This window comes from Flavobacterium micromati (assembly GCF_900129585.1).
In the GTDB taxonomy this organism is placed as follows: Bacteria; Bacteroidota; Bacteroidia; order Flavobacteriales; family Flavobacteriaceae; genus Flavobacterium; species Flavobacterium micromati.
This window is the reverse complement of record NZ_FQWF01000002.1, coordinates 120,346-133,244: the sequence shown is the minus strand read 5'-3', so window position 1 is coordinate 133,244 and position 12,899 is coordinate 120,346. Positions and strand designations below refer to the sequence as shown.

Here is a 12,899-nt window from a genome sequence, read left to right as displayed (position 1 = left end):
ATTTAATCTGTTTTTAGAAGCTTTTATTTTTTAGCAAACAAATTACTAATTAATCTATCTTTGCACTTTTTATAACAAATCGGTTTTTAGAGTAACGAAAAGCCGAATCTTCAAATCAACAATTCAATGATTACAGTTAACGATATTTCTGTGCAGTTTGGTGGCACAACGCTTTTTAGTGATGTTTCTTTTGCAATAAATGAAAATGATAAAATTGCCTTGATGGGCAAAAATGGAGCAGGAAAATCTACGCTACTTAAGATTATCGCTGGGCAAAGCAAACCTTCAACAGGAAATATATCGGCACCAAAAGATGCGATTGTGGCTTATTTGCCTCAACACTTATTGACTACTGATGGCGCAACCGTAATGGAAGAAACTTCTAAAGCTTTTGGCGAAATTTTTTCGATGAAAGCAGAAATTGACGAAATCAACGAACAATTGACCATTAGAACGGACTATGAGAGTGATGCTTACATGAAATTAATCGAACGAGTTTCTGACCTTAGTGAGAAATTTTACGCGATTGAAGAAGTGAATTATGAAGCTGAAGTCGAGAAAATACTAGTTGGCTTAGGATTTATGCGCGAAGATTTTACCCGTCAAACCTCTGAATTTTCAGGTGGTTGGAGAATGCGTATTGAACTCGCAAAAATCCTTTTGCAAAAACCAGACTTAATTTTGCTAGATGAACCTACAAATCACATGGATATTGAAAGTATTCAATGGCTTGAGGATTTCTTGATTAATTCAGCTAAGGCCGTTGTGGTAATTTCACACGACAAGACTTTTGTCGATAATATCACGAATCGAACGATCGAAGTTACTATGGGTCGTATTTACGATTATAAAGCAAAGTATACTCATTATTTGGAGTTGCGAAAGGATCGTAGAATGCATCAACAAAAAGCGTACGATGAACAGCAGCGAATGATTGCTGATAATAGAACTTTTATCGACCGATTTAAAGGTACTTTTTCTAAAACAGACGCGGTTCAATCACGCGTTAAAATGTTAGAAAAATTAGTTATCGTTCAAGTTGATGAAGTCGATACTTCGGCGCTAAAACTTAAATTTCCAGCTGCAGTTCGTTCTGGTCAATATCCGGTAATTGTAAAAGATTTATCAAAATCTTATGGAGATCATGTAGTTTTTAAAGATGCAAATATCGTTATTGAAAGAGGCGAAAAAGTAGCTTTTGTAGGCAAAAATGGTGAAGGAAAATCAACGATGATCAAAGCCATCATGAAGCAAATCGAAATAAATGGTGGTAGTCTTGAGATAGGCCACAACGCTCAAATTGGGTATTTTGCACAAAATCAGGCGTCATTACTAAATGAAAATGCTACTATTTTTGAAACTATTGATGATATTGCCGTTGGTGATGTTCGAACAAAAATCAAAGATATTTTAGGCGCTTTTATGTTTCATGGTGATGATGTGACTAAAAAAGTAAAAGTGCTTTCTGGTGGAGAAAAAACACGTTTAGCGATGATTAAATTGTTGCTGGAACCAGTAAACTTATTGATTCTGGATGAACCTTCGAATCACTTGGACATGAAAACTAAAGATATTATCAAAGATGCGTTACGTGATTTTGATGGAACTTTAATCTTAGTTTCTCACGACAGGGATTTCCTTGACGGATTAGCGACAAAGGTTTTTGAGTTTGGAAATAAAAGAGTAGTGGAGCATTTTGAAGATATCACGGGTTTCTTGGCGCACAAGAAGATAGATAGCATGAAAGAGATCGAGAAGTAGTGTTTAGAAAATAGATTTTGAATAACTGTTTATAGATATAAAAAAGGCATAAGTGAATTCTTATGCCTTTTGTGTTTAGTAAAGTAGGGAATTAAATTTCCTTTAGGATGTTTTTTCTTTTGAAATACAGAGCGATATATGCTAAAAAACCGCAAACTAGGCCTATCACGATCATATTCCAGATAGAGCTATAAGTTTGTGAAAGTGTACCGTTTTCGATAATTAAAACCCGGAAAGCTTTTAAGAAATGGGTTAAAGGAATGCAATTGGCTATGTCTTGGACCCAAACAGGCATCTGACTTAAAGGCCAGGTAAAACCGCTTAAAATAAAACTCGGTGTAGCAATTACCATTAAGATCTCAGTTGCTTTTAGCTGGTTCGGAACCAGAATACTGACTAAAATTCCGATGAAGCACACAGAAATCACAAATATTCCTGCGACAAACGTAAGCGGAAGCAGATTGTCATAGAAAGGAATTCTGAACCACAAAGTAAATAACCAATACAATAGCCACAGTCCGAAGCTCATAATCAAATAAGGAATAATTTTCACGCTCATTAATTTTAGTAACGAGGGACATTTTTCAACTAATTCCTTGAAGGTACCATTTTCATATTCTGATGCAAATGCCAACGCTAAACCCAGTAATAAAACTTGTTGCAAAACAGCTGCTAATACTCCAGGCCAAAGAAAATACATGTAGTTCGTACTTCGATTGAACTTTTTTACGAATGTTGTTTTAAACGGTTCGTATTGTGTTGCAACCAAATTTTCCGGTACTCCTTGTTTGCGTAACGTTTCTATTTGGATTCCAGCTTTTAAGGTCCCTAAACAAACTTGCAAAGCCGTAGAAGCATAATTGGCAGTTAAAACATTTGAGGTATTTACAATCGTTACAATTTCAGGATATTTTTTTGTCAATACCATTTTTTCGAATCCCTTGGGAATAATCACTACGCATGCCGCTTCTTTGTCTATGGCGATTTGGGAAAGATTACTTTGGTCATATAATAATGAAGTGATATTAAGGACTTCATTATCGTCAAACATTTGCAATGCTTTTGAACTCATTTCACTGCGATCTTCATCGACCACAATAATGGGTAAATCAGTTACTTTTCCCTTGCCATAAACGTAGCCTAACAAAATACCATAAAGCAATGGGGCTCCAATAAAAAGCAATCGTAGTACTTTATTCTGCCAAAAGAGTTTGAATTCTCTTTTGAGAAGTGACAGGAAGTTTTGCATAATTTATAGGGATAAAGTTACAGTGGTTTTTGTAATCAGGTCTTTTGCTTCTTCGCCATTCGAAGGAGTTACTTTTATTTCGAACAAACTTTCCTGTATTTCATAATCAGGATAAGCAGTTGCAATATTTCCATAAGCTCCTAATTGTTTTATTATAGTGACAGTTCCTTTAAGGTCTTTCTTTTTGTAGGGAACATGAACTGTTATTTCCTGTCCTTTTTTTACTTTATCCAATTGGCTTTCCGCGACGGTAAAACGGAAGTAAATACTATCCGTTATATAACCGTTAAACAAAGTATAGCCCGGTAATGCAAGCTCGCCCAAGTTTAATGTAATGGTTTCGATACTCATATCTTGGGGAGCAAGGATATAGCGTTCTTTGTCAGCAGTTTCTACTTCCTGTAATGCGCCAATAGCCTTGTCTTGTTGGCCAAGAGCCATAGTTTGTTGCTCAATTCGTCCGCCTCTTTTTGCTTCGTCTAATTCTGCTTGCACTGCTGCATATTGAGCCTGTGCCCCTTGATTTTTGGCAAATGTTTCATCATAAGTTTGTTGTGAAACCAAGGAGTCTTTGAGCATATTACTCAAACGTTTTATGGATTTTTGAGCAAAGTCATATTGTTCTTTTAGTCCTTGTTTTTTGGCTTCAAGTTGTTTAATCTGATTTTCAGTTGCTCCTTTTACAGCCATATTGTACTGCGCTCTTGCTGAGGTAACTGCGCCTTCTGCCTGATTCTTTTTTGCGTCAACTTCTGGAATGTCAAGGAGGGCAAGTGTATCTCCTTTTTTTACCACATCACCTTCTTTTACAAATATTTTTACAATCTTTCCGGGAATCTTACTGACGACTGCAATTTGTTCCTTTTCAACCTTTCCTTGAATTTGAGTCTCGTTTTTTGATTTTCCACAACCCATAAGTAAAGTTGAGATTGCCACCAAAGTGATCATTTTTTTCATAGCTTCTTGCATTTAATTTGAAATATGTTTTGTTAATTCACCTGTTGCTATAATTGTTTCAATAGCTGCCAATCGCTGCTCTATGAGTGTGTTTATTTTGTTTAGCGATGCTTTGTAAGAATCATTTTCGGCTTCTAAACGCTCAGAAATATTTATTAGGCCCTCTTTATATTGTTTGATGGCTAAGTTCAAATTGTTACTGGCGATTTTATCTTGTTGCGAGACTATTTCTAGTTTTTGATTCAAAACAGAATAGTTTACTAGGTTGTTTTCTAGGAGCAATTGCAATTTTTCTTTGGTATCATCAATTTGGTTTTGAACTTGTTCGATGTTTATCTTGGCTTCATGAACTTTGTGTTTTCGTTCAAAACCGGCAAATACTTCCCATTTCATTCCTGCTCCAATCATCCAATTTGGACTTATTGTCAATTCATTTAAGCCTAAATAGAGCGCAGCATTTATGCCGGTGATTATAGGAGTTGTCGTATTTGCATTAAATAGACTAGAATGAGTGACTCCTCCAAAAACGCCTAAAGTAGGAAGATAAGTGCCTTTTTCTTTCTTTAACAAATATTCGTACGCCAACTTGAATGATTCTAAGGCTTTAATTTCCTGTTTGTTTTCGGTATTTAATTTGTCTGCTGTAATTAGATAAGGAACCAAATTATATTGAACAGTATTTATCTCTGAATCCTTAAAGCCAGTAAGATAGCGGATTTTTCTATAGACTAGTTTGCGTTTTCCTTCTAGTTCTACTCTTTTTGAGCCCAATTCTAATGAAGCTAATTTTATTTTATCTCTGTCATAAGGAATAGCAAGACCTTGTTCGATAGCTTTTGAAACTCTTTTGGTTTCTGTTTCCAGTCTTTTTTCACTATCATTTAGGAGTTTTTCCACTTCATTTAATAAAGCAATTTGGTCAAAAGTATTAATGACGTCTTTTATAATAACGTCTTTTTCTGATTCTTTGAGGTATTCCGTTCCTATGGCTTTTTGTTTCAGCGCTTTGGCCCCGTTAGGAATTTGCATGCCGCTAAATAGAACGGTTTTTGCCATCAAACCTCCATTAAAAATGTTTCCATAATTATCGAAAGTTGATTTGCCTTCAAACAGCGGATTATTAATAATGGGCACTGTCGTGGTGGGAAGATCTATCGTAGTTTTATTATCATAATAAGAATAAATAGCACTCGCTTCAACAGTTGGGATATATTTATTCCAAACGCTCTTTTCCTGAAGGTTTAGTTTTTCGATTTCGAGTTCTTTATTTTTTATAGAACTGTTCTTTTCAATTGCTTTTTGAACTGCTTCTTGCAAGGAAGTTGAAACTTCTATTTGAGCATAACTGGTCGTAAATGAAAATAGCAGAAGGACGGAAAGGGCTAAATATTTTTTCATCTTATTTTTTTGTTTCTAAATTATCATAGATCTGTTGGAAAGTTTCTTTTACTATTTGAAGCCTTTCGGATTCAATATCTTTTACTGCCTCAGTGAGAGTTTGATTGACGACATTCAATACTTCTTCTTCAATTGATTTTCCCTTGGGTGTGAGATAAATTAATTTCAATCGTTTGTCATTGGTGTCAGGATGTCGTTCTACTAGGTTTTCTTTTTCTAAATTATCAATTAAGCGCGTTATACCAGGTTTGTCTGTGGAGGTTTGATTTGCTAAGGTTTGTTGTGTACAGCCGTCATTTTTCCATAAAACGCCCAAAATCGTCCACTGTTCTCTAGTTAATAGGATATTGTTTTTTCTGAAATTAGACAGTAGTGCTCTATTGAAAGCAGAGTGAGTTCTTCCTGATAATATAGTATGCAGATTTTCAATAGAATAAATAGTTTCCATAATAAGGTTGTTTAAACAACTAAAAAGATATTGAGTTTTTCTCAATAATTGTTGTTATTATGTTTTTTCTTTTAAATGAACAACTGATTTAGCCTTTAAAGGTCTAATTTCATTAAATCATGCTGAATTTTTTACAGGGTTATTTATGTAACTATTGGTTTATCAGTACGATTCTATTTCAAAGAGGTATGGTTACGTATTCTGATTTCAATTACAAAAGTTTTGAAGTATTTAATAAACAATTTAAGTACATAAATATTTCTTGAATTATTGTGTAGTTTTTTGCAGATCCAATCAGGCCGACTATGCAGCAAGGTTTATCGTTGGCTAAAAGGAAGTAACAAAATGTGTTATTAATTTTGTTTTATGCATTTAAAGAAAAAGCGACTGTATTTTAGGATACAGTCGCTTTTTTTATAGTCTTATTCCTGGGGGAAGCAGCTCTTTATAAATGGGATTCTTTTTAAAAAAAACTACTATTTTAGGAAGGATAGGAACTACTTTCAATTTTCGTTCGGTCGCGATTTCCATAATGTTTTTTAGGAAATCAGAAATAACTTCTTCGTTTTCAAATCCTTCTGGAACGTTTATTTTTGTTAAAAATATTTTTTTCTCTTGAAAAGAATATTCAACTGTAATTAATCCCTCGTTTACTGTAGTCTCAAATTGTCTTGAAAAAGTGTTGTCTTTGATTTCCATAGGGTGCTCTACATTCATAATATTTAAATCTAATTCATTGGTACTTCTACCAAAAGTATTTTTGATTTGGAAACAACTTTAATTTCAAATGACTCAAAATCGGTTATTCCCATGGCATCTCTTGCCTTCAAAACTTGGTTATTAATTTCTATTTCGCCTTCGATTAAAAATAAATAGACACCATTTTCAGGAATTCGAACTGTATAGGTCGATTGAGTATTGCTATCGAAAATCCCTAAGTGAAAAAAGGTTTTTTGGTAAACCCAAAGTGCATTTCCATCGTTCATATCATTTGGCGAAACAATGTTTACAAAGGTATTGATTTGATTATCAATATCAAATGATTTTTGGTCATATCTCGGACTTACATTTTCTCTATCAGGGAATACCCATAATTGTAGCATTTTTGTCTTATCGGTTTCACTAGCATTCATTTCAGAATGTTCTATCCCGCTACCCGCACTCATAACCTGCACTTCACCAAAGCGAATAATTCCATCATTACCCATGCTATCGCGGTGCTTTAGCGCACCTTCAAGTGGAATTGTAATAATTTCCATATTTGCGTGACCATGTGTGCCAAAGCCTGTTCCGCCGTCGATCATGTCGTCATTGAGAACGCGAAGCAGTCCAAATTGCATGCGGTTAGGATTGTGATAATTTCCGAAAGAAAAGGAGAAATTGGCTTTGAGCCAACCGTAATCGGCCGTGCCTCTTGAGCTTGATGGATAAAGTTGTGTTGTCATAAAGTATCACTAATTAAAAAAGAAAGTGGGGAAAGTTTAAAATAAAAATTTAATTTTAGGCAAAATTCGAGATTATAAAACGGAATAACGTTATAAAATCGTTAAAAACACTATGAGTAAAATACACGTTTATATGATGCCAGGATTGGCAGCAAGCACTTCCATTTTTGAAAGAATCATTCTGCCAGAAGCCGATTTTGAAGTACATCTATTAAAATGGGAAATACCATTTGATCACGAATCTTTAAAGAATTACGCAGAGCGTATTGCGAATAATATAAAACATCCAAATCCAGTGTTAATTGGAGTTTCATTTGGTGGAATTTTAGTTCAAGAAATGGCTCGTTTTGTTGACGCTAAAAAAGTAATTATTATTTCAAGTGTAAAAAGTAATCTCGAATTTCCTAGAAGATTTAAATTGGCTAAAACTACTAAAGCTTATAAGTTTATTCCAATGAGTTTAATTTTGAACATCGAAAATTTAGCTAAATTTTCGTTTGGTGCAACTATTAACAAACGACTTAAATTATATGAAAAATTTCTAGCAGTGCGCGATATTCGCTATTTGAAATGGGCGGTAGAACAAATAATTTTATGGGATAGAACAGTAATTGATGAAAATGTAATTCATATTCACGGCGATACCGATGATGTTTTCCCTATCAAATATATAAACAAGTGTATTGTTGTAAAAGGCGGAACTCACATCATGATTTTAAGTAAATATAAATGGCTTAACGAAAATCTACCATCGATAATATTAGCAGCAGAAAAGAAATAAATGTACTTTTATGATTACATGAAATTAAAATAATAGAAAAGATGAAATTAATTAATAAAGTTGCAATAATCCTGATCGTGATTTTTGTCAGTGGAATATTTATTTTTGCCGCATCAAATTCTAAAGAAAATAAAGATATTACCAATGAAATTGGTTATATTTTACCAATGAAATTGGATTTTGCAGCGGAAGAAACACCGATGAAAATATCAGATGTTAAAGAGCGTATGGATCGAGAGTTGCTGATAAATGTAAATCTACACTCTTCCACTATTTTGGCTATAAAAAGAGCAAATCGTGCTTTTCCTGTAATTGAGCCTATTTTAAAAAAGAACGGTATTCCTGATGATTTTAAATATTTAGCAGTTATCGAAAGTGGACTGGTCAATGCAGTTTCATCAGCAGGAGCGAGAGGTATTTGGCAATTCATGCCAGAAACGGCTAGAGAACTCGGAATGGAAGTCAATGAAAATGTGGATCAACGTTATGATTTAGAAAAATCAACTCAAGCGGCATGCACTTATTTGCTAAAAGCAAAAGCTAAATTTGGTACATGGACTTTGGCCGCAGCCTCTTATAACGGCGGAATGGGCGGTGTAAATAAACAAATTTCGATTCAAAAAGTATCTAATTATTATGATTTACTTCTCACCGAAGAAACGGCTCGCTATGTTTTTAGGATTTTAGCCTTAAAAGGAATTATGCAAAATCCGCAAAAATATGGTTTTGCTATTGCATCCGAGGATTTATATGAATCTTTGCCAACTCAAAAAATTATAATTGATAGTTCTATTACCGATTTGGCTGATTTTGCTAATAGTCAAGGGATCAATTATAAAATTTTGAAGATTCACAATCCTTGGCTCCGGGAAACAAGATTGTTAAACAATACTAGTAACAAATACCAAATCGAAATTCCCTTAAGTGGATATTGATTTGATTATAAAAAAAGAGCCAAATGTCAAACATTTGGCTCTTTTAAAAACTATAATTTTTTCATTTGATCTTTCATCATTGTGATTTGCTCTTTCAACATATTTTGTTTGTCAAGCTTTTTTGCTTCGTTTAACAAAGTAGTAGCTTCTAGTTTTCTTCTTCGGGACATTGCAACGCCAGCTAGATTTAATTTGGCTACAGCCAAATCCATATCCATAGATAATCCTAATGCGATTGCTTTCTTGAAATATTTCTCCGCTTGAATAATATTTGTTTGAGAAAGCATAATTCCATGTAAATAGTTAAAGTAACCTTGTTGCTTTTGTATTAAAGCAGTTTCTGGATTTTTTATGTAAGCCAACCATTTTTTAGCACCTTCAAAATCTTGTTTTCTTAGTTTTAAAAAAGCTAAAAGAATAAATTCATTTTTGAAATAAAGGAAAATAGGGAATGCACTTATTAGTAAAAGGAAAATTCCGTTGCCAATATTGTTCTCTGTAAATTGCCAAACGCCAGTAACAATAATAAGTCCGGCTAGAATAAGTTTAATATTTCTGTGAAACATGTTGTGATTATTTTAAGATCACAAATATAGTAAAATGAATTGAAAATATTTTTACAAAACTACTTGTGAGGAAAAAAAGTCTTTGTATATTTGCACTCGGATTTCGGGTAACGGTATCCAAATTAAGAAGAGCTATAAATAAGATTTTAAAGATACAAAGCAATGAGCAAAAGAACGTTTCAACCATCGAAAAGAAAAAGAAGAAATAAGCACGGATTTATGGACAGAATGGCTTCTGCGAATGGAAGAAAAGTTCTTGCTAGAAGAAGAGCTAAAGGAAGACATAAATTGACTGTTTCTTGTGAACCAAGACACAAAAAATAATGTTTTTTTTAAACATAAATAAGGCGTTACTTTTTTTAGTATCGCCTTTTTTTATACCTTGTCGGCTCGTAATGTCTTAAAATCAGCCTACTAGGCTACTAAAAAACAGAATTTACAGTTACGATAAAATACTACAACTACACAACACACTACAAAATGCCAAAAGACACATCCATTAAATCCGTTTTGATAATAGGTTCAGGGCCTATTGTTATTGGTCAAGCCTGTGAATTTGATTATGCAGGATCACAATCAGCTCGTTCTATTCGTGAAGAGGGAATTGAGGTCATCTTAATCAATTCGAATCCAGCTACAATTATGACCGATCCATCGATGGCCGATCATATCTATTTGAAACCGCTGACTACAAAATCCATTATTGAAATCTTAAAAGCACATCCACAAATCGATTCGGTTTTGCCTACAATGGGCGGACAAACCGCTTTAAACTTGTGTTTAGAAGCGGATGAGAAAGGAATTTGGGCTGATTTTGGAGTAAAAATGATAGGTGTTGACGTTAACGCCATCAACATTACCGAAGACAGAGAGCAGTTCAAACAGTTGCTTAAAAAAATAAATGTCCCTTCTGCACCTGCCGAAATTTGTACTTCGTATTTAAGAGGAAAAGAAATTGCGCAGGAATTTGGGTTTCCATTAGTGATTCGTCCTTCGTTTACCCTTGGTGGAACTGGAGCCGCGATTGTCTACAAGAAAGAAGATTTTAATGAACTTTTAACTCGAGGTTTAGAAGCGTCACCTATCCATGAGGTTTTAATTGACAAAGCTTTAATGGGTTGGAAAGAATATGAGTTGGAATTGTTGAGAGACAAGAACGACAATGTTGTCATTATCTGTTCAATTGAAAATATGGATCCCATGGGAATCCACACTGGTGATTCGATTACGGTTGCTCCAGCAATGACATTATCGGATCGTACTTTTCAAAGAATGCGTGATTATGCCATTTTGATGATGCGCAGTATTGGGAATTTTGCAGGAGGTTGTAATGTGCAATTTGCCGTTTCGCCTGACGAAAAAGAAGATATTGTAGCCATTGAAATTAATCCTCGTGTGTCGCGTTCTTCTGCATTAGCATCAAAAGCGACTGGTTATCCTATTGCAAAAATTGCTTCTAAATTGGCGCTAGGATACTATTTAGATGAATTGCAAAACCAAATCACCAAATCAACTTCTGCTTTATTCGAACCGACATTAGATTATGTGATTGTGAAAATTCCACGTTGGAACTTCGATAAATTTGAGGGCGCCGACAGAACTTTAGGACTTCAAATGAAATCCGTGGGGGAAGTAATGGGAATTGGACGTTCGTTCCAAGAAGCGTTACACAAAGCTACTCAATCATTGGAAATAAAAAGAAATGGGTTAGGAGCAGACGGAAAAGGATATACAAACTACGAGCAAATTATTGAGAAACTAACTTATGCGAGTTGGGATCGTGTTTTTGTGATTTATGATGCAATCGCTCTTGGAATTCCATTGAGTCGTATTCATGAAATCACAAAAATTGATATGTGGTTTTTGAAGCAATATGAAGAGCTTTACACTTTAGAAAAAGAAATTTCTAATTATAAAATTGATTCTTTACCAAGAGAAATATTGCTGGAAGCGAAGCAAAAAGGATTTGCCGACAGACAAATTGCGCACATGATGGGTTGTCTTGAAAGTCAGGTTCATACGCTGCGAATGGACATGAATATTAACAGAGTTTTCAAATTAGTAGATACGTGTGCAGCCGAATTTAAAGCAAAAACACCATATTACTATTCGACTTTTGAAGCTGAAATTGAAAAAGCAGACGGAACACGTTACGTTGATAACGAAAGTATTGTTACTGATAAAAAGAAAATTGTAGTTCTTGGCTCAGGGCCAAATAGAATTGGACAAGGAATTGAGTTTGATTATTCATGTGTGCATGGTGTGCTTGCCGCCAAAGAATGTGGCTATGAAACGATCATGATTAACTGTAATCCAGAAACAGTTTCGACTGACTTTGACACCGCCGATAAATTGTACTTCGAACCGGTTTTTTGGGAACATATTTACGATATTATCCAACATGAAAAACCAGAAGGCGTTATCGTACAACTGGGCGGACAAACCGCTTTAAAATTAGCAGAAAAATTGTCTAAATATGGAATCAAAATTATAGGAACAAGCTTTGATGCTTTGGATTTAGCCGAAGATAGAGGCCGTTTCTCTGAATTGCTAACTGAATTAGATATTCCGTTTCCACAATTTGGGATTGCTGAAACTGCTGATGAAGCTTCTGCTTTAGCAGATACTTTAGACTTTCCATTATTGATTCGTCCGTCGTATGTGTTAGGTGGTCAGGGAATGAAAATTGTAATCAACAAGCAAGAACTCGAAGAGCACGTTATTAATTTATTGAAAACTATTCCAGGGAATAAATTGCTTTTAGACCATTATCTTGATGGTGCTATTGAAGCTGAAGCAGATGCCATTTGCGATGGTGAAAATGTGTATATCATAGGAATTATGGAGCACATAGAACCTTGCGGAGTGCATTCAGGCGATAGTAATGCTACGTTGCCACCATTCAACTTAGGCGAACTTGTAATGCAACAAATAAAAGATCATACGAAGAAAATAGCGTTGGCCTTGCGAACAGTAGGTTTAATTAATATACAGTTTGCTATAAAAGACGAAATCGTTTATATCATTGAAGCCAATCCAAGAGCGTCTCGTACCGTTCCATTTATCGCAAAAGCGTATGGCGAACCGTATGTGAATTATGCGACAAAAGTGATGTTAGGTCACAATAAAGTAACTGATTTTACTTTCAACCCGCAATTAAAAGGATATGCAATCAAGCAACCGGTTTTCTCTTTCAGTAAGTTCCATAATGTCAACAAGGCATTAGGCCCAGAGATGAAATCAACAGGAGAAAGCATCTTGTTTATTGATGACTTGAAAGACGATCAGTTTTATGAATTGTATTCGAGAAGAAAAATGTATTTGAGTAAATAATACTTGAAATATAGATAGTAAAAAAG

12 protein-coding genes are annotated in these 12,899 nt (G+C 34.5%); 5 read left to right on the top strand and 7 right to left on the bottom strand.

What is annotated here, in order from left to right; all coding sequences use genetic code 11:
• The first annotated feature begins 126 nt into the window (after window positions 1-126).
• Window positions 127-1,761 carry an ABC-F family ATP-binding cassette domain-containing protein gene (locus BUB42_RS02770; protein ID WP_073016957.1) on the top strand — a complete coding sequence of 545 codons (1,635 nt, stop codon included), beginning with the start codon at window positions 127-129 and terminating at the stop codon, window positions 1,759-1,761.
• 91 nt (window positions 1,762-1,852) lie between these two features.
• Here BUB42_RS02770 and BUB42_RS02765 read toward each other — a convergent pair whose 3' ends face one another.
• From BUB42_RS02765 to BUB42_RS02740, 6 genes are all read right to left on the bottom strand, one after another.
• On the bottom strand, window positions 1,853-3,010 hold the full coding sequence (locus BUB42_RS02765) for an ABC transporter permease (protein ID WP_073016956.1): 1,158 nt from the start codon (window positions 3,008-3,010) through the stop codon (window positions 1,853-1,855).
• A 3-nt stretch (window positions 3,011-3,013) separates the two neighbouring features.
• Window positions 3,014-3,967 (bottom strand): HlyD family secretion protein, encoded by a 954-nt coding sequence (locus BUB42_RS02760; RefSeq protein ID WP_073017356.1) that lies wholly within the window; start codon window positions 3,965-3,967, stop codon window positions 3,014-3,016.
• A gap of 12 nt (window positions 3,968-3,979) precedes the next feature.
• On the bottom strand, window positions 3,980-5,365 hold the full coding sequence (locus tag BUB42_RS02755) for a TolC family protein (protein ID WP_073016955.1): 1,386 nt from the start codon (window positions 5,363-5,365) through the stop codon (window positions 3,980-3,982).
• Between the two features lies 1 nt (window position 5,366).
• A complete protein-coding gene (locus tag BUB42_RS02750) occupies window positions 5,367-5,813 on the bottom strand; it encodes a MarR family winged helix-turn-helix transcriptional regulator (RefSeq protein ID WP_073016954.1) in 447 nt (148 codons plus the stop codon).
• A gap of 414 nt (window positions 5,814-6,227) precedes the next feature.
• Complete coding sequence (locus BUB42_RS02745) at window positions 6,228-6,512, bottom strand: GNAT family N-acetyltransferase (protein WP_073017354.1); 285 nt, start codon at window positions 6,510-6,512, stop codon at window positions 6,228-6,230.
• 29 nt (window positions 6,513-6,541) lie between these two features.
• Window positions 6,542-7,258, bottom strand: coding sequence for a pirin family protein (locus BUB42_RS02740; RefSeq protein WP_073016952.1), 717 nt, complete (start codon window positions 7,256-7,258; stop codon window positions 6,542-6,544).
• 112 nt (window positions 7,259-7,370) lie between these two features.
• On the opposite strand from BUB42_RS02740, the gene BUB42_RS02735 reads away from it, so the two are divergent.
• Window positions 7,371-8,039 (top strand): alpha/beta hydrolase, encoded by a 669-nt coding sequence (locus BUB42_RS02735; RefSeq protein ID WP_073016951.1) that lies wholly within the window; start codon window positions 7,371-7,373, stop codon window positions 8,037-8,039.
• A gap of 41 nt (window positions 8,040-8,080) precedes the next feature.
• Complete coding sequence (locus BUB42_RS02730) at window positions 8,081-8,974, top strand: lytic transglycosylase domain-containing protein (protein WP_073016950.1); 894 nt, start codon at window positions 8,081-8,083, stop codon at window positions 8,972-8,974.
• 50 nt (window positions 8,975-9,024) lie between these two features.
• Here the strand turns inward: BUB42_RS02730 and BUB42_RS02725 are convergent, their stop codons facing one another.
• A complete protein-coding gene (locus BUB42_RS02725) occupies window positions 9,025-9,540 on the bottom strand; it encodes a hypothetical protein (RefSeq protein ID WP_073016949.1) in 516 nt (171 codons plus the stop codon).
• 162 nt (window positions 9,541-9,702) lie between these two features.
• Between BUB42_RS02725 and rpmH the strand changes: the two genes are divergently transcribed.
• Together rpmH and carB are read left to right on the top strand one after the other, a co-directional pair.
• On the top strand, window positions 9,703-9,864 hold the full coding sequence (rpmH, locus tag BUB42_RS02720; RefSeq protein ID WP_007136275.1) for a 50S ribosomal protein L34: 162 nt from the start codon (window positions 9,703-9,705) through the stop codon (window positions 9,862-9,864).
• Between the two features lie 156 nt (window positions 9,865-10,020).
• Window positions 10,021-12,873, top strand: coding sequence for a carbamoyl-phosphate synthase large subunit (gene carB / locus BUB42_RS02715; protein WP_073016948.1), 2,853 nt, complete (start codon window positions 10,021-10,023; stop codon window positions 12,871-12,873).
• Window positions 12,874-12,899: the final 26 nt, after the last annotated feature.